The sequence below is a fragment of the Stenotrophomonas sp. genome (assembly GCF_032056425.1).
In the GTDB taxonomy this organism is placed as follows: domain Bacteria; phylum Pseudomonadota; class Gammaproteobacteria; order Xanthomonadales; family Xanthomonadaceae; genus Stenotrophomonas.
The window spans coordinates 1-23,880 of record NZ_DAMBCN010000030.1; the positions used below are offsets into that span (position 1 = coordinate 1).

27 protein-coding genes are annotated in these 23,880 nt (G+C 68.5%); 10 read left to right on the forward strand and 17 right to left on the reverse strand.

Annotation, left to right across the window (positions count from 1 at the left end; translation table 11 throughout):
- Positions 1-100 precede the first annotated feature (100 nt).
- Positions 101-694, reverse strand: a complete 594-nt coding sequence (locus tag RTY46_RS16935) for a mechanosensitive ion channel family protein (RefSeq protein WP_312709845.1) — start codon at positions 692-694, stop codon at positions 101-103.
- Positions 695-730: 36 nt separating this feature from the next.
- Complete coding sequence (locus RTY46_RS16940; protein WP_312709846.1) at positions 731-910, reverse strand: hypothetical protein; 180 nt, start codon at positions 908-910, stop codon at positions 731-733.
- Between the two features lie 126 nt (positions 911-1,036).
- On the opposite strand from RTY46_RS16940, the gene RTY46_RS16945 reads away from it, so the two are divergent.
- Genes RTY46_RS16945 through RTY46_RS16955 form a run of 3 tightly spaced genes read left to right on the forward strand, consistent with a single transcriptional unit; the run spans position 1,037 to position 3,017 of the window.
- Complete coding sequence (locus RTY46_RS16945) at positions 1,037-1,612, forward strand: sigma-70 family RNA polymerase sigma factor (RefSeq protein ID WP_312709848.1); 576 nt, start codon at positions 1,037-1,039, stop codon at positions 1,610-1,612.
- Positions 1,609-2,127 carry a hypothetical protein gene (locus RTY46_RS16950; RefSeq protein WP_312709849.1) on the forward strand — a complete coding sequence of 173 codons (519 nt, stop codon included), beginning with the start codon at positions 1,609-1,611 and terminating at the stop codon, positions 2,125-2,127. The genes RTY46_RS16945 and RTY46_RS16950 overlap by 4 nt, the downstream gene beginning before the upstream one ends.
- Positions 2,128-2,138: 11 nt before the next feature.
- Positions 2,139-3,017 carry a DUF4097 family beta strand repeat-containing protein gene (locus tag RTY46_RS16955; RefSeq protein ID WP_312709850.1) on the forward strand — a complete coding sequence of 293 codons (879 nt, stop codon included), beginning with the start codon at positions 2,139-2,141 and terminating at the stop codon, positions 3,015-3,017.
- Positions 3,018-3,064: 47 nt separating this feature from the next.
- On the opposite strand, the gene RTY46_RS16960 is transcribed toward RTY46_RS16955, so the two are convergent.
- From RTY46_RS16960 to RTY46_RS16970, 3 genes are all read right to left on the reverse strand, one after another.
- Positions 3,065-3,247 (reverse strand): hypothetical protein, encoded by a 183-nt coding sequence (locus RTY46_RS16960; protein WP_312709852.1) that lies wholly within the window; start codon positions 3,245-3,247, stop codon positions 3,065-3,067.
- An 11-nt stretch (positions 3,248-3,258) separates the two neighbouring features.
- Entirely contained in the window at positions 3,259-3,552 is a 294-nt protein-coding gene (locus RTY46_RS16965; RefSeq protein ID WP_312709906.1) for a YkgJ family cysteine cluster protein, read from the reverse strand.
- A 228-nt stretch (positions 3,553-3,780) separates the two neighbouring features.
- Positions 3,781-5,142 (reverse strand): Hsp70 family protein, encoded by a 1,362-nt coding sequence (locus RTY46_RS16970; protein ID WP_312709854.1) that lies wholly within the window; start codon positions 5,140-5,142, stop codon positions 3,781-3,783.
- A 365-nt stretch (positions 5,143-5,507) separates the two neighbouring features.
- On the opposite strand from RTY46_RS16970, the gene RTY46_RS16975 reads away from it, so the two are divergent.
- Positions 5,508-5,843: a zinc ribbon domain-containing protein YjdM gene (locus RTY46_RS16975; RefSeq protein ID WP_312709856.1), complete on the forward strand. Its 336-nt coding sequence runs from the start codon at positions 5,508-5,510 to the stop codon at positions 5,841-5,843.
- Positions 5,844-5,849: 6 nt separating this feature from the next.
- Here RTY46_RS16975 and RTY46_RS16980 read toward each other — a convergent pair whose 3' ends face one another.
- Entirely contained in the window at positions 5,850-7,001 is a 1,152-nt protein-coding gene (locus tag RTY46_RS16980; RefSeq protein WP_312709857.1) for a tetratricopeptide repeat protein, read from the reverse strand.
- Between the two features lie 231 nt (positions 7,002-7,232).
- Between RTY46_RS16980 and RTY46_RS16985 the strand changes: the two genes are divergently transcribed.
- The 4 genes from RTY46_RS16985 to RTY46_RS17000 all read left to right on the forward strand — a co-directional run bounded on the left by RTY46_RS16985 (position 7,233) and on the right by RTY46_RS17000 (position 10,087).
- Positions 7,233-7,835 (forward strand): hypothetical protein, encoded by a 603-nt coding sequence (locus RTY46_RS16985; RefSeq protein WP_312709858.1) that lies wholly within the window; start codon positions 7,233-7,235, stop codon positions 7,833-7,835.
- A 49-nt stretch (positions 7,836-7,884) separates the two neighbouring features.
- Positions 7,885-8,064 (forward strand): oxidoreductase-like domain-containing protein, encoded by a 180-nt coding sequence (locus tag RTY46_RS16990; protein ID WP_108756846.1) that lies wholly within the window; start codon positions 7,885-7,887, stop codon positions 8,062-8,064.
- Positions 8,061-8,678 (forward strand): DUF998 domain-containing protein, encoded by a 618-nt coding sequence (locus RTY46_RS16995; protein WP_312709860.1) that lies wholly within the window; start codon positions 8,061-8,063, stop codon positions 8,676-8,678. Before RTY46_RS16990 ends, RTY46_RS16995 begins: the two co-directional genes overlap by 4 nt.
- Before the next feature lie 71 nt (positions 8,679-8,749).
- On the forward strand, positions 8,750-10,087 hold the full coding sequence (locus tag RTY46_RS17000) for an AcvB/VirJ family lysyl-phosphatidylglycerol hydrolase (protein ID WP_312709862.1): 1,338 nt from the start codon (positions 8,750-8,752) through the stop codon (positions 10,085-10,087).
- Positions 10,088-10,133: 46 nt separating this feature from the next.
- Here RTY46_RS17000 and mprF read toward each other — a convergent pair whose 3' ends face one another.
- Positions 10,134-12,695: a bifunctional lysylphosphatidylglycerol flippase/synthetase MprF gene (gene mprF / locus RTY46_RS17005; RefSeq protein WP_312709864.1), complete on the reverse strand. Its 2,562-nt coding sequence runs from the start codon at positions 12,693-12,695 to the stop codon at positions 10,134-10,136.
- A 190-nt stretch (positions 12,696-12,885) separates the two neighbouring features.
- On the opposite strand from mprF, the gene RTY46_RS17010 reads away from it, so the two are divergent.
- A complete protein-coding gene (locus RTY46_RS17010; protein ID WP_108750666.1) occupies positions 12,886-13,233 on the forward strand; it encodes a RidA family protein in 348 nt (115 codons plus the stop codon).
- 47 nt (positions 13,234-13,280) lie between these two features.
- Here RTY46_RS17010 and rnfB read toward each other — a convergent pair whose 3' ends face one another.
- The 8 genes from rnfB to RTY46_RS17050 form a co-directional block, all read right to left on the reverse strand.
- Positions 13,281-13,694 carry an Rnf electron transport complex subunit RnfB gene (rnfB, locus tag RTY46_RS17015; protein WP_312709866.1) on the reverse strand — a complete coding sequence of 138 codons (414 nt, stop codon included), beginning with the start codon at positions 13,692-13,694 and terminating at the stop codon, positions 13,281-13,283.
- Between the two features lie 23 nt (positions 13,695-13,717).
- Complete coding sequence (locus RTY46_RS17020; protein WP_312709908.1) at positions 13,718-14,308, reverse strand: HAD family hydrolase; 591 nt, start codon at positions 14,306-14,308, stop codon at positions 13,718-13,720.
- A gap of 75 nt (positions 14,309-14,383) precedes the next feature.
- Positions 14,384-16,459 (reverse strand): methionine--tRNA ligase, encoded by a 2,076-nt coding sequence (gene metG, locus RTY46_RS17025; protein ID WP_312709867.1) that lies wholly within the window; start codon positions 16,457-16,459, stop codon positions 14,384-14,386.
- Positions 16,460-16,561: 102 nt separating this feature from the next.
- The gene (locus RTY46_RS17030; protein ID WP_108750662.1) at positions 16,562-17,011 is read right to left on the reverse strand and encodes a DUF2147 domain-containing protein; all 450 of its coding nucleotides are present in this window, start codon (positions 17,009-17,011) and stop codon (positions 16,562-16,564) included.
- A 338-nt stretch (positions 17,012-17,349) separates the two neighbouring features.
- Entirely contained in the window at positions 17,350-17,751 is a 402-nt protein-coding gene (locus tag RTY46_RS17035; RefSeq protein WP_312709868.1) for a VOC family protein, read from the reverse strand.
- Positions 17,748-19,655 (reverse strand): DUF885 family protein, encoded by a 1,908-nt coding sequence (locus RTY46_RS17040; RefSeq protein ID WP_312709870.1) that lies wholly within the window; start codon positions 19,653-19,655, stop codon positions 17,748-17,750. The genes RTY46_RS17035 and RTY46_RS17040 overlap by 4 nt, the downstream gene beginning before the upstream one ends.
- A gap of 94 nt (positions 19,656-19,749) precedes the next feature.
- Positions 19,750-20,547, reverse strand: coding sequence for a queuosine precursor transporter (locus RTY46_RS17045; protein WP_312709872.1), 798 nt, complete (start codon positions 20,545-20,547; stop codon positions 19,750-19,752).
- Entirely contained in the window at positions 20,544-21,227 is a 684-nt protein-coding gene (locus tag RTY46_RS17050; RefSeq protein WP_108750658.1) for a DUF502 domain-containing protein, read from the reverse strand. Before RTY46_RS17050 ends, RTY46_RS17045 begins: the two co-directional genes overlap by 4 nt.
- Positions 21,228-21,301: 74 nt before the next feature.
- Between RTY46_RS17050 and RTY46_RS17055 the strand changes: the two genes are divergently transcribed.
- On the forward strand, positions 21,302-22,579 hold the full coding sequence (locus RTY46_RS17055; protein ID WP_312709874.1) for a hypothetical protein: 1,278 nt from the start codon (positions 21,302-21,304) through the stop codon (positions 22,577-22,579).
- Between the two features lie 16 nt (positions 22,580-22,595).
- Here RTY46_RS17055 and RTY46_RS17060 read toward each other — a convergent pair whose 3' ends face one another.
- Positions 22,596-23,054: a DUF4442 domain-containing protein gene (locus RTY46_RS17060; protein WP_312709876.1), complete on the reverse strand. Its 459-nt coding sequence runs from the start codon at positions 23,052-23,054 to the stop codon at positions 22,596-22,598.
- Positions 23,055-23,301: 247 nt separating this feature from the next.
- Positions 23,302-23,754 carry a transposase gene (locus tag RTY46_RS17065; protein WP_312709878.1) on the reverse strand — a complete coding sequence of 151 codons (453 nt, stop codon included), beginning with the start codon at positions 23,752-23,754 and terminating at the stop codon, positions 23,302-23,304.
- Between the last annotated feature and the right edge of the window lie 126 nt (positions 23,755-23,880).

Genomic DNA, 23,880 nt, shown 5'->3' on the forward strand with positions numbered 1-23,880 from the left:
ACCCACCCCGCCAACCCACGGATAGCCCGCTTTTGACGTTGCCGTTGCCGTTGCCGTTGCATTGAGCAGGTGCAGGGCTGCAAGCCCTGCAAAGCCCCCCTCAGCCGTCGCCCTGGATGCCGCCGGGGGCCTGCGACGGGTCGCGCCAGCGCCGCACCGTGCGCTGGAAGAACAGGTTGTTGGGCAGCTGCAGCACCGTGCCCTGGTGGCCATCGCCGGTCTCCTGCAGCGTGGTGTAGATCAGGTTCACGTCGATCACCCGGCCCTTCAGGCCCGGCTTCTCACCGTTCTCCAGCACTTCGATGTAATCGTGCAGGCGGAACGGGCGGGTGGTGAAGATCAGCAGCGTGCAGAAGATGTTGGACAGCACGCTCCAGGCCGCGAAGAAGGCCACTGCACCCACCGCGGCAAAGCCGGTGAAGGCGGTCCACAGCACCGAAGGCGATGCACCCAGCAGGCTGAGGATGTACAGCAGGGCGCTGAAATAGACCACGAAGCTGCTGATCCGCCGCGCGCCCATCGCCATTTCCTGCGGCAGCGTGTAGTGCTCGGAAAAGCGTCGGATCAGGCGACGGGCCAGCACCCGCAACAGCCACGCGACCACCATCACCAGCACGATCTGCAGGGCGATGCCCGTATATTCCAGCCACGGGTGGCTCCAGGCCGGCAGGTGATCCTTCAATGACAACATCATGGGGCGACAGCGGGTAGCGGAGAACAACGCCCGATGTTACCCGGCGCGCGATGGCGTTTCGACTGCAGGTGGCCACTGCACGCAGACCAGCGCCTGGCGGTGCCGCTGCAGGCATGCGCCGTGGGCCTCGCCGTGCCACTGCAGCGTCAGGCCCAGGCCCTGCTGCGCCATGCAGATTGCGATGGCCAGCAGCGCAGCACAGTGGGTGGCGGACATGGGGTCTCCGGGCCTGCGGCCACGCGGGGGGATGCAGGCATGGATGCAGCGGCGACAGAAAAGGTTGCATGCCGAAGCGGCTGCGGGCCGTCTAAACCTTTTGCCGGGGCGCTGCATCCAAGCGCTATGCTCGACACCACCATGCCGCCCCCTGCCGCCACGGATGCGCCCGATGAGCCCGCGTTGATACGGGCGGCAGCGGCGGGCGATACCTCGGCCTACGAACGCTTGTACCGCTGTCATGCACCGCGCCTGTTTGCGGTGCTGTGGCGGTTGTGCGGCGGCCAGCAGGCGCGCGCCGAGGATGCATTGCAGGAAGCGTTCCTGCAGGCCTGGAAGGCCTTGCCCGGGTTCCGCTTTGAAAGCAGCCTGGCCACCTGGCTGCACCGCCTTGGCGTAAACGCGGCGCTGATGGAGCTGCGCACACGCGCCGGCGGGCACGACCACGACAGCCTGGATGACATGGAGGGTGGTCTGCCGGAACTGGCCGTGCATGACCGTTGCGCCGGCACCGAGCGCGATCTGGAACGTGCACTGGCGATGCTGCCGCCGCGCGCCCGTGCCGTGCTGGTGCTGCATGACATCGAAGGCTGGAAACACCATGAAATCGCCGAGCAACTGCAGATGGCCGTCGGCAGTTCCAAGGCACAGTTGCATCGCGCGCGCGGTCTGTTGCGTGCGCGGCTGGGAGACATGACATGACCACACCCGATCCCGATCACGACCTGCTGGCGCGGCTGCGCGCGCTGCCGCAGCAACGCACGCCGCCGGCGGAAGGCTGGGCGCAGTTGTCGGCACGGCTGCCACCGCGCGAACCGGTGCCGCATGCCACCACCCCGCCCCCAGTGGTGGTGCTGCGGCGCCGCCCACTGCGCCGCGCGTGGTGGCCACTGGGCGCGGCGCTGGCCGCGGGCCTGGCGGTGTTTGCGGTGGCGCCGTGGCGGCCAGACAGCGGGCCGGCGCCGGGCAGCCTGCAGGTGCAGGCGAACGCGATGACCGCGCAATACCAGCAGGCGGTGGCATCACTGCCGGCAGAACGTGCGCCGGAATGGCAGCCGGCCCTGCAGGAACTGGACCGCAGCGTGGTGCAGATCCGCGCCGCCATGGCGCAGGACCCGCGCGCTGCACATCTATTGGCACAACTGCGGCGCACCTACGCGCTGCGGCTGGAACTGACCCGGCAGGCGGCACAGGCCGCCGCCGGACTGACAACCTGAGGAGATTCCCGATGCGAGCCTTGCTTCCCCTGTCTGCTGCGCTGCTGCTGTTGCCCTCGTTGGCGCTGGCCGACACCCGCGTGGACGAACGCCACGCCCTGGCCAGTGGCGGCCGGATTGAACTGAGCAACGTGGCCGGCAAGGTCACGGTGCGCGGCTGGGACCGCAACGATGTGCAGCTGACCGGCAGCCTCAGCGACGGCCTGCAGCTGCGCCAGGAAAAAAGCGCCAACCGCGTGCGCTGGGAAGTGGAATACCCGCGCCGCAGCAACAACGGCGGAGCAACGCTGGTGCTCAATGTCCCGCGTTCGTCCGAACTGCTGCTCAGCACCGTCAGTGCCGACCAGGACATCAGTGGGATCGACGTGCGCCGGCTGCAAGCCGATACGGTCAGCGGGAATCTGAGCGCAGCAGGCCGCAGCGCCGACAGCAAGCTCAACACCGTCAGCGGCAACGTGACCGCACGGCTGCAGACACCGCGCCTGGACGTGAACACGGTCAGTGGGCAGATCCAGGCCGGTGGCGGCGTCTCCGGTGATATCGGCGCGCAGACGGTGTCGGGCAGGGTCGGGGTGGACGCCGGTCGCATCCAGCGTCTGGCGGTGGAAACGGTGTCCGGCGGCATCGATCTGTCGGCGTCTGCGCTGGCGCCGGGTGGCCGCATCAGCGTGGAATCGGTCAGTGCCTCGGTCAGCCTGCGGCTGCCGCGTGCGGTGTCGGCGCAGCTGTCGGTCAACAGCTTCAGCGGCTCGATCAACAGCGATGCAGGCAGTGTCGAGCGCCCACGCTATGGCCCGGGCAGTCATCTGGACACCCGGCTGGGCAGTGGTGATGGGGATATCCGTGTGCAGTCGCACTCGGGCAGCGTGCGGGTCCGTCTGGACCGCTGAGCCGGCCCGGCAGGCCGCGGCGGCAGCGCCGCCGCGGTCAGGGTGGGTCAGCTGGCTTTCTTCAGCGCCCAGGTGGTGCCAAGTACTTCGATCTTGCCACCACTCTTGCGGAACGCGGCCAGATCGGACGCGATCGAATCGCTGCTGACCACGGTGGTGGCGGTCGCGCCCTTGCGTTCGCTGCGGATGCTGTTGCTGGCCTTCGCGGGGGTCTTTGCCTTGCGGGGCATGGTTGCTCCTGTCAGGTGGAAGGGGAGGAAAGCGACCAGGCATCGGCCTGGCGCAGGTAGTCCTGCCGCTCGCGGCGGCAGTCATCGCCGCCCATCGCAAACTGGCGGCAGATCGCCGGGCGCTGCGAATAGATCGTGCAGCGCAGGTGATAGGGATCGATCGCCGCGCACCAGCCTTCATCATTGCGCGCCATCACGGCACGGCCGTGCCTGTCGCGCGCGGTATACTGGCGGGGCACCTCGTCGCCCGCCTGCAGCAGCACGGGCAACCGGCAGCAGACCGCATCACAACGGCGGCAGTCGATGGGTGCTGGTGCTTCTTCAGGTTGTGCGGCCACAGGGGCCAGGCGGGTGCCCAAAGCGGGTCTCGATGGCGGCTCGGGTAGTACGCGGACCATGAACGAGCCAGAAGGCATGGCCGCAAGGCCCGCTGCGCGGGCCGGGCCCTACCCGGGGACACACACCGGCGCAGCCGGCGGAAGGTAGAGCCCTATCAAGCCTACCGAGGGTAGCAAAGTTCGCGTAACGTTTTGTTAATTCCGGCTGGCTGCCGCCAGCGCCAGCCCCTGCACCACGCCCAGGGAGGGCTCGCCATGCACCATGCGGGCACCGGGGAAGGCCTCGGCCGCGGCCTGGCGCAGGTAGCCGGCGCGGGACATGCCACCGGTCAGGAACACCGCGTCCGGATCGCCGCCGATATCACTGCGGACCTGCGCAAGCAGGGCCCGGATCTGTTCCAGGTAGCCGTGCGCGGCAGCGGTCAGGCCTTCGGCGCTGGTGTCGGCATGCAGGTCGCGGGCAATGTAGTCCAGCGTGCTGCGGTGCTGCGGGCTGCTGCTCAGGGCGATCTTGGCGCGTTCCACGTCGCGGTAGAGGCGGGCGGTGTTGCCCGTGTCCTGCAGTGCCTGCAGGCGGTCGCCCCAGGGTGCGTCCACGTGGTCGTACTTGTGCAGGCGGAATTCGCGCTGGCGGGTCATGTCCTGCACCGTGGCCGCTTCCACGTAGTGGTGGGCGGGCACGCGGGTGCTGCCGCGGCCGAACAGCGGCATGTAGCTGGACAGGCTCAATGCCAGGTCGATATCGGTGCCGCCGCGGGCGATACCCCAGGCGCGGTGGATGCGCGGTGCCGCGTCGCCACCTACCTCGGCATGCGCGATATCGGTAGTGCCGCCGCCGATATCGACGATCACCGCCTGGTGCCGCTCACGGCTTTCGGCGTGGTAGTGCATGGCGGCGGCCGCGGGCTCTTCCAGGAAGTCGATCTGGTCGAAGCCGGCCTGGCTGGCGGCCTCGCGCAGGATATCCAGGGCCTGGGCGTTGCCGGCATCACCGATGGAGCTGCGGAACTGCACCGGGCGCCCCAGCAGGGCGGCGCGCAGCGGCTGCCCCAGCTGTGCGCTGGCGGTCAGGCGGATATGTTCAAGGATGTGTGCGGCGATACCGGTGATGGTCTGCTTGGCGCGTGGGTGCAGGTTGTAGCCCAGCATCGACTTCGGGCTCTGCACCAGGTTGCCCTCGTGTTCTTCGAAGTAGGCTTCCAGCGCCTCGTCACCGTACACCGCGTTCTGCAGCAGGTCGCTGGCGCTGCGTTCCTGCCCGGCGCGGGCCTCCATCCACTCGCGGCGCAGGGCACGCAGGGCCTCGCGGCGCAGGGCCTGCGGCGTGCGTTCCTGGCCGGCGGCACGGGCCGCGCGGGCGGCGCTGTCGATCATCTGCTGCAGCTGGTGTTCCTGCCCGGCATCGAGCTGGAATTCGTCCGGGTCGGGCACCACGCCGGGGAAGTAGACGCTGGTGCGGAACTGTTCGGCGTCGCCGAAGCGGATCGGCAGCAGCTGGCCATCGCGCACGATCGCGGCGGCGGAGTTGCTGGTACCAAAGTCGATGCCGAGGCGCATGGGGGGATCCGGGGGGCAGGCGGGGGCCGCGCACTCTGCTGCAGATCGGGGCGTCCTGCAAGTTTCAGTCGGCTTCGGTTGGGATTGAGCGCCTGCCTGCCTGCTCTGCTCGGGCGGCGCGGGAAGGGGCGGCCGGGACACGCGGTTAATACGTCCATGTAGCTCGTAGGCGCCATCCTTGGCGCCTACGGTCCCGTCCGCCCCTCCCCACGCCGCCATGACAGTTCCCTGCGCCGCGGCAGCAAAAGGCAGAGTCCGCCCATCCGCCCCAGCGAGATCAATCAAAGCGCCGCGCGCGAGAAAAATCGGAGCACAGGCGTGCCGGTTACAATAGCGGCTGTTGATTCATTTTGAGGTACTTGCCGATGTCGTCCGCCCCCGCTTGCCCGCAGTGCACCCTGGAAAACACCTATGCCGATGGCGCGCTGTGGATCTGCGCCGACTGCGGTTTCGAGTGGACTGCCGAGGAGGCGACCGGCGCGACGCTGGTCGTGCGTGACAGCAACGGCAACACGCTGCAGACCGGTGACACCGTCACTGTCATCAAGGATCTGAAGGTGAAGGGGTCTTCGATCCCGCTGAAGCAGGGCACGGTGATCCGCAACATCCGCCTGGTGGAAGACGATGCCGAGCACATCGAAGGCAACTCGGACAAGATCAAGGGCCTGGTGCTGAAGACCTGTTTCCTGAAAAAGGCCTGATCGGGTTCAGCGCCGTAGCTGCTGCTGTGCGCGCCAACGGGCCAGGCTGTCCAGCTTGGCCTGGTAGTGGGCCTGCTGTGGGGGCCCACCCAGCGCCTGCGCCCGCAGCAGTTCGCGGTCGGCGCGCTGCACCTGCCCGCTGAGGAAGTACGCGCGGGCCAGACCGAAATGGAACTGGTGCGCGGTGTCGTACAGGCGCACGGCGCGGCGGTAGTAGTAGATCGCCCGCCGCAGGTCGCCGCTGCGCTCTGCCTGCGCGCCCAGCATGTACTGCACGAACGGATCTTCGCGCTGCGCCGACCGCAGTTGCCGTTCCAGCCCGCTGGCCTGGGCGGTCAGGCCCTGTTGCCGGTACAGCGCCGCGGCGTTGCTCAGGGCTGAGTCATGGCCCGGCTCCAGCCGCAGAGCGATTTCCAGCGCACGCCGCGCCTCGGCCAGGTCGCCGTCGCGGCTGCGCAGCACGCCGATGTTGTTCCAAGCCGCGGCGAACGACGGGTCCTGGGCCAGGGCGGCATCGAAGAAGGCCTGCGCGCCTGTCCGGTCATGCGCGGCCAGGCGCTCGGCGCCGCGGTTGTTATAGAAGTGCGCCAGTGCCCGCTCGGTGGTGATCGGGTGCGGCCCGCGGCGGTCGTACAGCACGTTGCGGTCCAGGTCGACCGTGCCGTTGCGGCCGTCCACCAGGACGCTGGCGTTGACATGGCCCACGCTGTAGACCACGCCCTGGTCCTGGTCCTGGTACCACGACACCACCCGGTCCACTTCCTGCACGCGCGCCTTGATGCCGGCCTCGCGCGCCAGGGTGACGAACATCAGGGTGAAGGCCAGGCAGTTGGCGCGCCGTTGCTGCCAGATCTCGGAGACGGTGTAGGTCGCGTTGGCGTCGTACTGCAGGTCCATGCCCTGCGAGCTGAAGATCATCGCCACCAGTGACTGCAGGCGCTGTTCGCGCGAATTCCAGCGGCTGGTCACCTGACTGCGCAGCATCTGCCGCAACGGCGGCGGGATCGCCAGCACCTGCTGCGGCGACGGCACGGCGGTTGGCTGGTCGGCCACCTGCTGCACGGATGCCGCGGGCGAGGGAACGGTGGGCTGCTGTGCCGGCGCCGCGCCGACCCACAGCGCGGACAGCAGCACGCAGAAGGCGGGAAAGCGGCACATGGTGGACCCCTGCGCGGCGGCGGCGGGTGCCGTCTGCCGGCAGTGTAGGCCTGCGGCAGCGGTGCGGGGCAGACCGTCCGTCGGCGCGGGCGTTGATCCACAGAGGATGTGGACCAGCGCTTCACAAAGCTGTGGACAACAGCGTGCAGCGCTTGCCCGGCAAGCGTTGTGAGTGCGTGGTGAAAAACTGTCCAGCTTGCTCTGGCGGGGCGCTGGCGGGATCATCGTGGCATGGACTTCGCCCCGATTGCCCTGACGCCCGCGCATTGGCAGGCGCTGGAAGCGGCCTATGCCACGCCGCCCCGTGCCTACCACCACTTCGGCCACGTGCGCGCGGTACTGCAGCATTGCCAGCAGGTGGCCGTTGGACCAGGCTGGCAGCAGCCGGTCGAGGTCTATCTGGCCGCGCTGTACCACGACGCGGTGTACCAGGCCGGGCGCAAGGACAACGAGGCGCGCTCGGCGCAGTTGGCGCTGCAGGCCATTGCCGAGGTGCCCGCTCTTGCGCAGGTCGATGCCGCGCGGGTCGAGCAGCTGATCCTGCTGACCGCGCGCCATGGTGCGCTGCGGCCCGATGAGGTGGACGCCGAAGCCGCGCTGTTCCTGGATTGCGACATGGCCATCCTGGGCGCGCCGGCGGAGGTGTTCGACGCCTACGACCGGGGCGTGGCCGAAGAGTACCGGGGCGTGGTGCCGGGCTTCCTGTACCGCGCCGGTCGCCGCCGCTTCCTGCAGGGGCTGCTGCGCGCACCGCGCATTTTCCTCAGCGACTTCTTCCACCAGCGCCTGGATGCTGCGGCACGGGCCAACCTGCGCCGGCAGCTGGAACGCTGAGCGGGGCCGTTACACTGGCGCGGTGTTTCCTGTCCTGTCTGATCTGCCTGTGACCGATCCCGTGCCCGATCCCGACCCGCGCCCGCTGCCGCCGGAAGAACCCGGCCCCAACGAGTGCTGTGGCAGCGGCTGCCCCTTGTGCGTGCTGGACCTGTATTCGGAAGAACTGCAGCGTTACCGCAAGGCGCTGGCCGAATGGCAGGCGCGGCACCCGCAGGAGGCGCCGTGAGCCGCGCGCGGCCGGCCGCCCTGCTGGCGCTGGTGGCGCTGCTGCTGTTCGTGGCCACGGCCCTGTGGACGCAGTTCGCGCGCACCGACCTGGACTGGGTACGGGCCACCCTGAGCCTGTACCTGCACGGCCCCTGGGGGCTGGCGCTGCGCACGGCCTACTGCCTGTTGGCGCTGGCCATCGCGGTGCTGGGTGTGGCGCTCTATCGCGGCAGCCTTGGGCCACGGCGCAGTGCTGCCGCGCCGCTGCTGTTCAGCGTGGCCGCGCTGGGCCTGGCCACGGTGGCGATCGGCGACAGCTGGCTGCCGGAGCTGGCGCCGCTGGTCGCGCCGCTGGTGCATGGCCTGGCCGCCAACACCGCGTTCCTGTGTGCCAGCGTGGCCATGCTGCTGCAGGCCTGGTACCTGCGCCGCGAGCCGGGCTGGCAGCGCAGTGCGGCGCTGTTGTGGGCGTGGGCATGGCTGGCATTCGTGCTGCTGTGGGTGCACGTGCTGTGGCGTGACGGCCCGCCGCGCGGGCTGGGGCAGAAGCTGGTGATCGTGGTCATTGTCGGCTGGCTGCTGCAGCTGGCCGCGTCGCTGTACCGCCGCACGCGTATCGCCAGCACCGGCTGAACCGCCCACGCCGGTACATGCCGTGCACGCGCCGGCAGCGTATCGTGTGCGCATTCCAACGGGGATGCGACATGACGCGTGCAGGGTTGTGCGGGGCGATGGGACTGGTGTTGGCGCTGCTGGCCGGGTCGGCCGCCGCCGACGTGCAGCAGGTCAGCCACGGGCGTTTCGACCAGGTGCCGGTGCATTCGCCTGCCGGAGCGCCCAAGCGCGTGGTGATCTGGTTCCAGCAGAGCACCGCAGGCGCAGCCGAACGCGCGCCGATCGAAGCCCTGCGTGCCGACGGCGCACTGGTCGCGGCCGTTGACGTGGACCACCTGCGCGGCGTGCTCAAGCGCGAGGGCAACAGCAGCTGCGCATTCGGCGCCGGTGATGTGGAGAACTTCTCGCGCTGGGTGCAGGCCTACCTGCATCTGCCCGGCTACCACCTGCCGCTGGTGGGCGGTGATGGTGAAGGCGCCGAGCTGGCCTACAGCCTGGCGGCGCAGGCCGATACGCAGGTGTTCGCCGGCCTGCTGACCAGCGGCTTCTGCCCGGATCACAGCCACGAACGCATGGTCTGCGGCGACGGCGTGAAGCACGGTCGCCTGCAGCCGGCCGAACTGAACCTGCCGTGGTTGAATGCCGCCGGCGGCGAGGGCTGCAAGGCAGGTCATGCCGATGCCTTCGTGCAGCAGGTGGCCATGGCCCGTGGCTTCAAACGCACCGCTGCCGGCGATGCCACGCCGGGACTGGTGGCCGCAGCACGGGTGATGGGCGCGCAGGCCGGGGTGAGCCTGGCGCCGCCGCCCGATGCGCTGAAGGGCCTGCCGGTGGTGGAGGTGCCTGCTCGCGGCGACGGTGACACCCTGGCGGTGTTCGTTTCCGGCGACGGCGGCTGGGCCGGGCTGGACAAGAACGTGGCCGAGTCGCTGGCCGAACACGGCGTGTCGGTGGTCGGCCTGGACTCGCTGCGCTACTTCTGGACCGCGCGCACGCCGAAAGGGTTCGCGGTGGACCTGCAGAAGATCATCGAGCACTACCGCCAGCAGTGGCATCGCGACAAGGTGATGCTGATCGGTTTCTCGCAGGGCGCCGACGTGCTGCCGGCCAGCATCAACCAGCTGGACGCCGCAACCCGTGCGCGCGTGCAGCGCATCGCCCTGCTGTCGGTGGGGCGCAAGGCCGACTTCGAGTTCCATGTCAGCAACTGGCTGGGCGGTGGCGGCGATGGCCTGCCGATTGCCCCGGAAATCGCCCGACTGCCGGCGGCGAAGACGCTGTGCGTGTTCGGCGAAAAAGATGCTGATGCGCTGTGCCCGGACCTGCCGGCCAACGACGGCGTGCAGAAAGTGAAGCTGCCGGGCGACCATCATTTCGGCGGCGATTACGATCGCCTGGCCGAGGTGATTTTGAAGGGCGGCGCGTAAAACCTGAGGCGCTCGCCGGGCATGGCCCGGCGCAAAACCTGCACGGTCACCCGCGGCGCGGGTCCAGCGAGATCAGCCGGGTGGCATCCAGCAGCGCGGCGGGCAGGTGCATGCCGCCGGGTGCAGCCAGATAGCGCGGCCGCCACTGCGGGGCGAACTTCGACTTGAAGCGGCGCAGGCCGCTGAACCCATAGAAGCGTTCGCCATGCCGCGCCAGCAGTCCGGCCAGCCGGTTCCAGCGCCCGGCAAGGCGATGCTGGGCCAACCCGGACAGCGGCGCCATGCCCAGCGAGAAGCGGGCATAACCCTGCGCACGGCCCCACAGGAACAGCTCGATGAACAGGAAATCCATGGTGCCCTTCGGCGCCTCGTTGACGTGGCGCATCAGGTCCACCGACAGCTCGGCACCGGCGGGTGCCTGCCACAGGTTGGCGAAGGCCACGATCTCGCCTTCGGCCTCGACCAGCGCGATCGGGAAGCGCACCAGGTAGGCCGGGTCGAAGCTGCCCAGCGAAAAGCCCTTTTCATCGCCGGCCTTGTCTTCCAGCCAGGCGTTGGAAACGGCCTGCAGGCGCGGCAACAGGGCGGGGATCTCCTCCACCGGCGCTACCCGGAAACTGAGGCCGCCGCGCTTGCCGCGGTTCCAGGCCTGGCGCAGGTCCGCGCGCTCGCGCCCTTCCAGGCCGAAATCGTGCAGCGGCACCATCGCTTCTTCGCCCAGCTTCACCAGGCCCAGGCCCAGATCCAGGTAGGTCTGCCAGTAGGCTTCACCCACCTGGTAGAACACCGGACGCAGGCCAAGCCGGTCGGCTTCTTCGCGGAAACGCCAGATCAACGCGCGCGCCACCTCGGGCGGGCCGACCGGATCGCCCATGGCGATCAACGATCCGCCGTAGCGCTGCATCATCACAAAGCCCTGCTGCGCTTCGTCGCGCAGCACGGCCTTGTCGGCGGTCAGTACCAGGCAGGCCTGGGTATCGCTGGCGCCGGCCAGCACCGGTGCCAACGCCTGCAGGGTGGCATCGTCGGCCGCCGGCAGCGGCGTGCGCGTGCTGTGCAGCAGTCGGGCCAGGCCGAAAATCACCAGCGCGATCGCTACCACCAGCAGCGCGCGCAGCGCACGCGGGGCATTGCCGGACAGTGCGAACTGCCACCACAGCTCGTTCTGGTATTCCACGTGGCTGTAGGTGAAGAACAGCAGCCAGATAACGGCCACCAGCACCAGCCCCAGGTTGCGCAGCCAGGGCCAGGACCACGCCTCATCCAGCAGCGCGCCCTGGCGGTAGAACTCGCGGCGTGCGGCCCACAGGGCCATCGCCACCAGCAGCGCAGAGAGCGCGATCAGGGGTTGGCCACCGCGCAGCCAGATCGGCAGCGGGGTGATCACGCAGATCGCCATGGCCAGCATCCAGGCCGCATGGCTGCGCCGGGCCAGGCCCTGGCCGATCAGCAGCAGGGCCACGCCGGTCAGGCTGCCGATCAGGTGCGAGGTTTCCAGGATCGGCAGCGAGGCGTTCAGCAGGTGCCGGCGTGGCGTGGGCAGGGTGCCATCGATCACCAGCGCCGCGCCCACGCTGAAGGCGGCCAGCGCAATGATCTGCGGCAGCCACGGGCGCAGGGCGTGCCAGCCGGCGCGGGTGGCGCCGGCACCGGCCTGGAACGGTTGCCGCAACGCCGGCGCCAGGGCCAGCAGGGTGGCCAGCAGCAGCGGCAGCACGTAGTAGGTCACGCGGTAGATCAGCGCGGCGGCCAGCACGGCGGCCGGGGCCACCTGCGGCAGCAGCTTCAGCAGGCTCCATTCGAACACGCCCAACCCGGCCGGTACCGTGGACACCAGCCCGGCCAGCACCGCCACCAGGTACAGGCCAACGAAGCCGGGCAACCCGGTGGGGGTGGAGTCGGGCAGCAGCACGTAGAACGCAGCACTGGCCAGCACCAGTTCCACCACGCTGAGTGCGGTCACGCCCAGCATGGTGCGGCGGTCGGGCAGCCACAGGCCATGGCCGAAGATGTGGAAGGTACGGCCGTGGCGGCCGACCAGCAGCACGGTCAGCGCATACGCGGCCAATGCGGCGATGCCGACCACGCGTACCGCGGTCGGGTCCAGCGGCAGGGCCAGCGCGGCGGCGGCCGGTTCCATGCACAGGGCCAGGCCGATCAGCAGCCATGCACCGAACACGAAGCCCAGCGTGCTCATCAGCACCACCTGGCCGATCTGTGCCAGGTCCAGGCCGGCACTGCGGTAGCCGCGCAGGCGCACCGCGCCGCCGGTCAGCGCGGCAAAGCCGACGGTCTGGCCCAGCGTGTGGGCCAGGAAGGCGGTGATGCCGATCCGCGCCGGATGCACGCGGATGCCGCTGCGGCGCAGGCCGATGGCATCGAAGCCGATCAGGCAGGCATAGCTGGCCAGGCCCAGCAGCACCGTCAGCGCGATCTGGCCCAGGCTGAGGTTCTGGAAGGCGTGGCGGATGGCGCGGTAGCCGTTCTCGTCGAACTCGTTGGCCAGCCCATGCAGGGCCAGGGCCAGGATCAGCAGCGGGATGACGATGGTGGCAACGCGCTTCCAGGTGGAGGCGGCAGGATGTGTGGAATCGGCGGGGGCGGTCATCGGCGCAAGGGTGCGTCAGTGGGGGCGAGGGTGGTGTCAACGCAGCGTGGCGCATCGTGCGCCTGTCGCCGCCGTTTGACCAGCGTTGCACTGTGCGCAGGCTGGCTACATGCAGTGGCCGTGCCCGGCACACACTTCGCACGCCGGGTGGGTGAGAATGCAGGTCTGTCCACCCGCAGGAGCCACGCCCATGATGGAGCGTTACGACGTCGGACCGCGTATGTCCGAAATGACCGTGCACAACAAGGTCGCCTACCTTTCCGGCCAGATTCCGGAAGACACCAGCCAGGACATCACCGGGCAGACCCGGCAGGTGCTGGCCGAGATCGACAAGCTGCTGGCGCTGGTGGCCAGTGACCGCCAGCACGTGCTGCGTGCAGAAGTGTTCCTTGCCGACATTGCCGATTTCGATGGCATGAACAAGGCGTGGGACGAGTGGGTGGTCGAGGGCGCGACGCCGGCCCGCGCCACGTTCGAGGCCAAGCTGGCGCACGCCGAGTGGAAGGTCGAGATCGTGATCACGGCGGCCGTGCCGTAACGCGGGCTGGGGTCAGAGCCCTCTTCTGCGAAAAGGGATCTGACCCCTTACAGCGGCTGCAGATCGATGCAGTCCACCGGGCAGGGCGGGATGCACAGCTCGCAGCCGGTGCACAGCTCTGCAATGACGGTGTGCATGTACTTGGCGCCGCCGACGATCGCATCGACCGGGCAGGCCTGGATGCATTTGGTGCAGCCGATGCAGTCCGCTTCCACGATCACTGCCACCTGCGGTGCCTTGTGCGCGCCGCGCGTTCGGTCGAACGGCAGCGCCGGAACGCCCAGCACCTGCGCCAGTGCACGCGCGCCGGCATCGCCGCCGGGCGGGCAGCGGTCCACGCCGGCGTCGCCACGGGCCATCGCCTGCGCGTACGGGCGGCAGCCATCAAAGCCGCATTGGCCACATTGGGTCTGCGGCAGCAGGCGGTCCAGGCGTTCGGTCAGGGGCGGAATCAGGCTCATGCGTGGCGAAGGCTGCGCGTTGGTTATTTCAGGGGCTTGCCGCGGTACCAGCGCTCGTGGGCGAGGGCCAGCATGGGGCGGTCTTCGTAGCTGTCGCCGTAAGCGTGGATGCGCACATAGCGCGACAGGTCGAAGCGGCGGCGGATGTGGTCGACCTTGCGCGGGCCACAGTCGCCATCGGCGTAGCGCCCGGTCAATCGACCGTCCTGGCTTTCCAGCCGGTTGCAGATCAACTGCAGGCCCCACTGTTCGCACCAGGGCTGCAGGTACAGATCCAGCGACCCGGACACAATCACCACGGTGTGCTCTTGCTCCTTGTGCCAGCGGATCTGCTCCAGCATCTCCGGCCGCATCACCTCGGGCAGGAATTCGCGGGCGAAGCCGGCGGCCAGCGTGGCGATGTCATCGGTATGGCGTTCGCTGAAGGTCAGGCGGGTCACGCGCGCGCGGATGCGCTCGGCAGACAGGATGCGCAGGCGGTAGGCCAGCAGCCACGGCCCCACCTTCCACCACGCACGCGCCAGCTGTTCCGGCGTGGCCACGCGGCGCACGAAGCGGCCATAGGTGTCGCAGGTGGTGATGGTGTGGTCGAAATCGAACAGCGCCAGCTCCATCCTGCTCTCTCCCATGGCGGTGCCTTCCGTGGCGGTGTGCGGTTCGGGCGCGGCGTGGGCCGCGCCCGCGATGCATCAGCGGACCGGCATGCCCGGCTGCGCGCCGCTGTCGGCGTCCAGCAGTGCCAGCGCGCCGCCGTCGAAACCGGCCGACAGGATCATGCCTTCGCTCAGGCCAAAGCGCATCTTGCGCGGGGCCAGGTTGGCGATGAACACCACGCTGCGGCCGACCAGCGTTTCCGGTTCGCCGTAGCTGGCGCGGATGCCGGAGAAGATCTGGCGCTTGCCCAGGTCGCCGGCGTCCAGTTCGAAGCGCAGCAGCTTGTCCGAGCCTTCCACGAATTCGCACACCAGCACCTTGCCGATGCGCAGGTCGAGCTTGGCGAAATCGTCGATGCCGATGTAGGCCGGCGCGTCGGCGCTCTTGGCGTCGTCCTTGGCCGGGGCCGGGGCGGCCGGCTTGGCGGCAGCAGCGGCGGGGGCAGCAGCGGCGGCCGGCTGCAGGGTGTCCTTGGAGGCGTCGATCATGGCGTCAATCTTCTTCGGGTCGATACGGGTGAACAGCGGGGTGTATTCGGCAATGCGGTGGCCCAGCAGCGGCTGCGCCAGCGCGGTCCAATCGTTCACCGGCGCGGTCAGGAAGGTTTCGGCCTGGGCGGCGGTGGTGGGCAGCACCGGCTTCAGCGCGGTCACCAGCACGCGGAACAGGTTCAGGCCCTGGCTGCAGACCGCCTGCAGCTGCGCCTCGGCGCCTTCCTGCTTGGCGATCACCCAGGGCTTTACATCGTCGATGTAGCGGTTGGCTTCGTCGGCCAGGGCCATGGTCAGGCGGATGGCCGCAGCCGGGTCGTTGCGCTCGTAGGCTTCGCGGATCGGCGCCAGGCCATCGACGAAACGCTGGTACTGCGCCGCGTCGGGCAGCTGGGTGGCCAGCAGGCCGTCGAAGCGTTTGCTGATGAAGCCGGCGCAGCGGCTGGCCAGGTTGACGAACTTGCCAACCAGATCGGCGTTCACGCGGGCGATGAAGTCGCCCAGGTTCAGGTCCAGGTCGTCCACGCCGCCGCTGGTCTTGGCGGCGTAGTAGTAGCGCAGCGCTTCCGGTTCCAGGCCGGCGTCCAGGAAGGTACGCGCCATCACGAAGGTGCCGCGCGACTTGCTCATCTTGGCGCCGTCAACGGTCAGGTAACCGTTCACGTGCAGGCGCGTGGGCGCGCGGTGGCCGGTGCCGTGCAGCACCGCCGGCCAGAACAGGCCGTGGAAGTTGACGATGTCCTTGCCGATGAAGTGGTGCAGTTCGGTGCTGGTGCCGGCGCGCAGGTGCGCCTCGAAGTCTTCGCCCAGCTTGCCGCACAGGGTCTGGAAGCTGGACAGGTAGCCGATCGGCGCATCCAGCCAGACGTAGAAATACTTGCCCGGCTGGCCGGGAATCTGGAAACCGAAGTACGGCGCATCGCGCGAGATGTCCCAGGCGCGCAGGCCGCCTTCGGCGTTCAGCCACTCACCCAGCTTGGCCTTCACGCCGGGCAGGGCGACATCGCCGGCCAGCCACTCGCGCAGGAACGCATCGAAGTGGCCGACCTCGAAGAAGAAGTGTTCAGAGTCGCGCATCTCCGGGGTGGCCCCGGAAATGACCGAACGCGGTTCCTTCAGGTCGGTCGGCGCATAGGTGGCACCGCAGACTTCGCAGTTGTCGCCGTACTGGTCGGGGCTGCCGCAGGTGGGGCAGATGCCCTTCACGTAGCGGTCGGGCAGGAACATGCCCTTGGCCGGGTCGTAGAACTGCGCCACCGAACGGCGGCTGATGTGGCCGGCCGCTTCCAGCTTCAGGTAGAACTGTTCGGTCAGCGCCTTGTTGGCCGCCGAGTTGGTGGAATCGTAGTGGTCGAAGGCCACGCCGAAGGCGGCGAAGTCACGTTCGTGGCTGGCCTGGATGTTGGCGATGAAGGTTTCCGGGGTAACCCCGGCTTTCTCGGCCGCCAGCATGATCGGCGTGCCGTGGGTGTCGTCGGCGCAGACGAACCAGGCCTTGCCGCCGCTCATTCGCCGCGCGCGCACCCAGATGTCAGCCTGGATGTAGCCGACCAGGTGGCCCAGGTGCAGCGGGCCGTTGGCGTAGGGCAGGGCGGTGGTGACGAGCGCGGTACGGGTCATGGTCGCGGGGTGCAGCCGAGGGGAACCGCAGATTATCGCATGCCCGCAACGCCGTGACCCGGCCGGGGCCGGGTCACGGGGTGCTGCGCGGGGCGGGGTGGATTACTCGCGCACCCAGGTCTGCGCGCGGCAGATGAACGCGATGCAGCCGGACACGTCCAGCTTGCCGCCGCCGGGCTGCAGTTCGATCTTGGACTTGTAGGTCTTGCCGTTGGCCGGGTCGAGGATGGTGCCGCCGGACCACTTGCTGTGGCTGCCCTTGTCCTGCGACAGGTTCCACAGGATGGTCATGCCCTTCACCGGCTTGTTCTTGTTGGCGCCTTCGCAGCCGTCGCAGACCGGGTTCGGGCCCTTGTCCGAGTGCAGGATGTCGACCACCTTGCCGGACAGCGTGCCGTTGGCGGCCTGGGTGATCTCGACGATCGACTTCACCTTCCCGGTCTTGTCGTCGATGGTCTTCCAGCGGCCGGCGGCGCTGTCGGCGGCCTGCGCCGAGAGCGCGGCCAGGCACAGCGGCAGTGCCAGCAGCAGGGTCTTGAAGGTCTTGCGCATGGTCCCCTCCCAGGGTTCATTCCGGCACGATGCCGGTACAGGGCGACTGTATACCCATTCGGCGGGGTATGGGGAAGAGGGAGGCTTTGCAGGGCTGCGCCCTGCACCTGCCGAAGCAGAAGCAAGAGCGGCATTCCGTGGGATGGCGGGGCACTGTGGGTTTGCGGGGACGGCGCAAGTACGTCCATGTAGCCTTGGTCGCCGCATCCATGCGGCTCACACCCCGCAAACCCACAGTGCCCCGCCTTCGACAGGTTCACGCGGCTGCGGGTCGACCGGGGTCGGATCCCGTTGCGGCGCAACGGGCTCTGACCCCATTGGGGATCGCATGCATGGGGTCAGACGGCTTCGTACAGTTCCAGCGGCAGGCCGTCGGGGTCGGCGAAGAAGGTGAAGCGGGCGCCGGTGTATTCGTCCACGCGGATCGGTTCGCAGGCCACGCCGTGCTCGGCCAGGCGCTGGATGAACGGCTCCAGCGCGGCCACCCGGAAGGCCAGGTGGCGCAGGCCCTGTGCTTCGGGCCGGCTGGGCCGCGGCGGCGGTGCAGGGAACGAGAACAGTTCAAGCTGCCCGCCGTCGGGCAGGGCCAGGTCCAGCTTCCACGAATCGCGCGCGGGGCGGTGGTTTTCCGCCAGCACACGCAGGCCGAGCACGCGCACGTAGAACTCCTTCGAGCGCGCGTAGTCGCTGCAGATCAGCGCGGCATGGTGGATGCCCAGCAGTGCGCCGGTCTCGCTCATGGCGTGGCCGCTGCGCCGGGCTGGGCCAGCCAGCGGTCCATCTTGCGGCCCAGCACATCCAGCGGCATCGAACCGTCCTTCAGCAGTTCGGCATGGAAGCGGCGCAGGTCGAACGCGGCACCCTGCTGCGCGCGGGCCTTGTCACGCAGGGCGATGATGGTGGTCAGGCCGGCCACGTTGGACAGCGCCTGGCCCGGCTGGGCCATGATCCGCTCCACTTCGGCGCTGGCATCGTCAGCGCTCATGTCCGCGTTCTTCTGCAGGTAGCTGACCGCCTGCTGCTTGCTCCAGCCCTGCGCGTGCACGCCGGTATCGGCCACCACGCGGGTGGCGCGCAACAGGCGCGAGTACAGGTAGCCAATGCGGTCGTAGGGGTCGTTGTAGGCGCCCAGGTCGTCGCCCAGGGTTTCCGCGTACAGGCCCCAGCCTTCAATGAAGGCCACATCGCCACCCTGGCGGCGGAAGCGCGGCAGCTTGGCCAGTTCCTGCTGCAGGCCCAGCTGCACGTGGTGGCCGGGAATGGCTTCGTGCAGGTACTGCACCGGTACGCTCCAGCGCTTGCGGCTGGGCAGGTCGCGGGTGTTCACGTACAGCACGCCGGGCTGTCCGGCCGGCGACGGCTGGTAGCCGGCTGCGGCGGCAGCCAGTGCGCGCTCCGGATCGACCGGCCGGATTTCCAGGCCGGACTTGGGCAGCGTGTCCAGCACCTGCGGCAGGCGCGTGGACACCTGCTGCTGTACCTGGCGGTAGCGGTTCAGCAGGTCGTCGGCGTTGACGTACTGGAACTGGCGATCGTTGCGCATGCTCTTCAGCAGCTTGGCCTGCGAACCGCGCAGCTTGTTGTCCTTCATCACCGCGGCGATCTGCGCCTGCAGTTCCTGCACGCGCTGTTCGCCCAGCGCATGCAGCTGCGCGGCGGTCTGGTCGCTGGCGGTGGTCTGCACGATCAGGTTGGCGTACCAGGCCTGGCCATCGGGCAGCGCGCCCAGGCCGCTGCTTTCGCGGGTGGCCGGCAGGTACTCGGTGGCGATGAAGCCACGCAGTGCCCGGTAGGCCGGCATGATGCGCAGTTCGATCATGCGCTTGTACTCGGCGCTGATGCGCGCCTTGTCTTCGGCGGCAATGCTGTCGGGCATGGTGCGGATGGGCGACCAGAAAATGCTTTCCTCCGCGGTCGGCTTGATCACCGCATCCAGCTGCGGCAGCACCTTTTCCATCAGGTCACGCGGCTGCACCACGCCGGCCTTCATGCCCTGGCGCATGTTGTCGATGGCCTGGTCGAACAGCGGCGGAATGCCGAGCGACCGGCGCGACCAGGTGTCGTAGTCCTGCACGGTGTTGAAGGGCTGGGCACCGGCGCCGGCGCCGAGGATCGCCATGATGCTGCCGATGTTGTAGTACTGGCTGATCGGCATCATCCAGCTGGGGTAGCGTTCGGCGTCCAGCGTGGCGCGCGCATCGCGCACGAAGATCTGGTAGCTCAGCAGGTCCTGGCCCTGCAGGCCTTCACTGCCGACCTTTTCCACTTTGCCCAGCCATTCCACGGTGAAATCGTGCGATTGCTGGCGCCAGGCGGCCGACAGGATGTTGGGCAGCTGGTCGTTGTAGCGGGTTTCGCCCTGGAAGGTGGCCTGCAGCGGGTTCAACCGCATCGAGGCATCCCAGTATTCGTCGTACAGGCGCTCCAGCTGCACCGCGCGCGGCACGGTGCGGGCCGGGGCGGTGGGGCGCGGCGCGGCGCGGCGTGGGGCGGCGCGCGGCTTGGCCTTGGGTTTGGCGGCCTGGCGGCTCTGCGCGGCGGCGGGGCGGCTGGCCTTTTTCTTCGCTGCTTCGGCCGAGGGTACGGCACTGAACAGGAACAACGCAGCGATGGCGGCGGCCAGGACGCGGGGGGAATACGGCATCAGGAGCTTCCGTGGAACACAGACCGTGGAGCTTGCACGATCCGCGCGCGTACGGCCAGCGTGAAGCCGCAGTCAGCTTGCCGGCGCTGGGGCTTCAGTCAGCCGCGGCGGCGGCGCGCAGATCCGCCGCGCGCTGTGGCCCCAGATAGCGGGTGATGGCCCGGCGCATCAGGTACAGCAAGGGGATGAGGGCGATCGCAAAGCCCATCTTGTACACATAGTTGACGCTGCTGACCGCCAGGAACAGCGAGGTGGGCCACTGCTGCGGGCCCAGCACAAAGGCAATCCAGATCACCACGAAACTGTCCACCAGCTGTGACACGGCGGTCGAACCGGTGGCGCGCAGCCACACATGGCGCTCGCCGGTGGCCTGGCGGATGCGGTGGAACACGGCCACGTCGATCAACTGGCCGACCAGGAAGGCCACCAGCGAACCGCCGATGGTCCACATGCCCTGGCCGAACACCGCAGCGAAGGCAGCCTGGTAGTCCGGCACGCCATGCGCATCCATCGAGGTGACCCACCAGCTGGCCGGGGCCAGCGAGATGGCGGCAAAGGCGAACAGGAAACCGTAGGCGATCAGCACCACAGCCAGCCACGAGATGAAGCGCACGCCACGCTTGCCGAAGAACTCGTTGATGGTGTCGGTCATGATGAACACCACCGGCCACAGCAGCGTACCGGCGGTGAAGCTGAGCGAGCCGGTCTGGCCGAACAGGTTCCAGTTCAGCGGGTTGATGCCCAGCGTGTCTTCCAGCGCGAAGATCTTCACCCCGATCAGTTCGGCCAGCACGGCGTTGCCGCAGAAGAACGTGGCCAGCACGATGAACAGCAGCACTGCACGGTCCTGCAGCGGCCGTGCATGCGGCGTGGCGTGCGCCGGCTCGCTCACTCGGCGCGTTCGCCGGCGCGGGTGAAGGGCACGCTGGCCGGGGCCACGGCACCGCCGGAGATGATGAAGCTCATGGCCTGGTCCACGGTCCAGTCGGTCGGGGTCAGCAGTTCCACCGGCACGATTTCCAGATAGCCCGAGGTGGGGTTGGGCGTGGTCGGCACGTACACCGCGGCCAGTTCACGGTCGCTGCCCTGTTCCTTGATGACCCGGGTGACCAGACCCACCGATTTCATGTCCCGGTGCGGGAAGTCGATCAGCACCACGCGCTGGGTGCTGCCCGGCTCGGTCTGCAGCATGTCCAGCAGCTTCTTGGCACTGTCGTAGATGATGCTGGCCAGCGGAATACGTTTGATGACCGCACCTACCCAGCGCAGCAGGCGCTGGCCGACCACGCGGCGGCTGGCCACGCCCACCGCCAAGATCACCAGCAGCGTGGCCAGCAGGGCGATGGTGTTCTGGATCCACTCGGCGCGCACCCAGCCCAGGTAGTGCGGGAAGTTGGTGGCGATCTGTTCGGACAACGGCACCACCAGCGGGCTGGAAATGCCCGACAGCAGCACGAACACGAACTTCACCACGACCCAGGTCAGCCAGATCGGCAACAGGGTCAGCAGGCCGGTCAGGAACAGGCGCTGCAGGGAGGGACGGGGAACCAGGGCGGGGGCTTCGAGCGACATGCGCGCATTGTAGCGGTCGCGGGCTGTCGATTACGCTGCCCGATCACGACGGCGGCTTACAGGGCAGGGATGCTGTGTTGAGGATTCTGCGCGGAATCGGTTGGAGCCTGCTGGCCCTGGTGGGGCTGCTGGTGCTTGCGTGGCTGCTGGCGCGGTTCTGGCCGCTGTCGGCCGCGCAGCGCGCGCAGGTGCGCCTGCTGGAAGACGTGCAGCCCTTGGCCGGGCGCAATGGCTTTGCGCTGCTGTGGACGCTGCCGTTCGACGATCTGGATGCGGCGCAGCGCGAGCAGGCCTTGCTGAAGGACGTAGCGCGGTGGCGGGCCGGGCCGGAGCCGGGCATGACCGATTCCCTGTTGGAAGGCACCCAGCCGCAGGTGACGGCGCAGGTGGGCGTTACCTGTGGGTCGCGCGTACCGGATTGCCTGGCGCGCGTGCGCGCTGATCCGCAGCGCTTCATCGACGGCCATGCCGGCCATGCTGGTCTGCATGAACGGCAGCAACAGCTGGCCGACTTCGATCGTTTCGATTCTCCGTTCCAGGGACTGGGTGATCCGCTGATGATGCCGGTGCCGCGCTATCAGCTGCTGATGGACGGCACCAGCGCACATGCGCTGGCCTTCGTGCAGGGCGATACGGCGGCAGCGCTGGCCGGCAGTTGCCGTTCGCTGCAGCTGGGCAGGCGCCTGATGCACCGTGGCGGCACGCTGCTGGACAGCATGATCGGCGCCGCGAGCGTGCAGGTGAACGCGCAGTTGCTGGCCGACATGCTGGTGGAGCTGCCGCCCGATCAATCGTTGCCTGCGGTCTGTGACGCGGCGCTGCAGCCGCTGTCGACCGACGAACAGAGCCTGTGCCGTGCGATGCAGGGCGAGTTCGCATTGAATGAGCGGGCCATCGAGGCCTCGCTGCGGCAGGGCGCCACGGTGCTGATGCTGGACCGCACCCAGACCCGCGCGCGCATCGCGCAGAACTTCGCCTGGGCCTGTGGGACTGCCGCCGAACGCACGTTGGCCGAGGATGCACCGGTAGCACGCAGCTGGGAGCAGCCTTGGGATGTCCGCTGCGTGGCCAACTGGATCGGCTGCACGCTGGCCAGCATCAGCGGCCCGGCGTACCAGGAATACGCCGCGCGCAGCCAGGACAACGCGGCGCTGGTGCGTCTGCTGGGGGCGCAGCGATGGCTGCGGCAGCAGCCCGATGCCCCGGCACAGGCGCTGGCGCGGCTGCCGGCGCAATGGCGTTCGCCCAGCCGGGTACCCACGCTGTCGGCCGATGGTCGCCACCTGCAGGTGCCGCGCCGCGAGCGGGACGCAACGGGCGAGCTGACGACCATGCTGTCGGTGCCGTTGTAGCGTCCGGCACGGCGGGTCAGCCGCCGCGTGCCTGCGGTTTCAGGCGCACGTAGACCTGCTTGCGCACGCGTGCGACCACTTCGCCCGATGCATCGACAACATCGTTGCTGAACCAGCGCAGCACCTTTTCGCCACCGGCGGCCTCGGCGCGAAGTTCGTCCAGCACCGCATCATCGATGTGGAAGCGGGTGCGCACGGTGCCGCGGCCGGGCTTGAGGAATTCGATGGCACCGGCACGGTCCCACACGTAGTAATCGCGCCCCAGCGTGTGCAGCAGGCCCAGCATCCAGAACGGATCGGTCATGGCAAACAGGCTGCCGCCGAAGTGGGTACCCACGTAGTTGCGGTTCCACGGCCGCATGCGCAGCTCGACATCGATCTGCCGGTAGTCGGCGGTGATGCGGGTGACATGGATGCCGGTGAACAGGAACGGCGGCCACAGGTTGATGCCGAGACGGAAGGTACTGGCTTTCATGCGGGTGCGGGGCAGGGGGCGAGGTCTCGAGTCTAGCCATTCGCCACCGTATGTTGAACCCCGGGGCTTGTTGGGTCACGCGGGATGAGCGTTCGCCACGCGTGCTCCCTGGTGCCCCGTGCGGTCCTGCTTTCATGGCGTCGCGCCCGCTCCACCGCCCTGGCATCTCGCCCTGCTCCGGTAGCGTCGAGCTTGCTCGACGGCTTTGCATCCGCTGTCGGGAAAAGACAGTCGAGCAAGCTCGACGCTACGAAATCGGCCAGCGACACCATACATGGGGATATTCCCCCAACCGTTGCGCCAGTCCTGCCCGCACGGGATTGGCCATAACGTAAAGGGCCTGCCGGCGTACATCGCGCTCGTCCCGAATCCAATGATCGTAATAGCCGCGCTGCCACACCGTCGCATGACCGCCCAGCGCAGTGTTGATGGCAATGGCCGACTGTGACTTCAACGCCTGCACGCATCGCCCCAGTGAGCCCTCGCGCAGTTGCATGACCCAATGAAAGTGGTCGGGCATGACCACCCAGGCACAGGAGCGTGTCAGCCCCTGCTGGTCGCTGTAGCGGAAGGCGTCTTCCAGCAGGGCCGCGCGCGCAGGGTCGCGAAACAGGCAGTGGCGATCTGCCGTTACGCTGGTGATGACGTAGAAGTGACCGATGGCGGAGCGGCGGTTTTGCAGGAGCGCTCGGCTGGGCATGCCCCAGAATGCTTGGCGCCGGGGGGGGTACTGCTGTCAGGCAGCTCTGATTTTTTCGTCCGTAGAGTCGAGCTTGCTCGACTTTTTTTTGCCGACATCGCGCGAAGAGCAGTCGAGCAAGCTCGA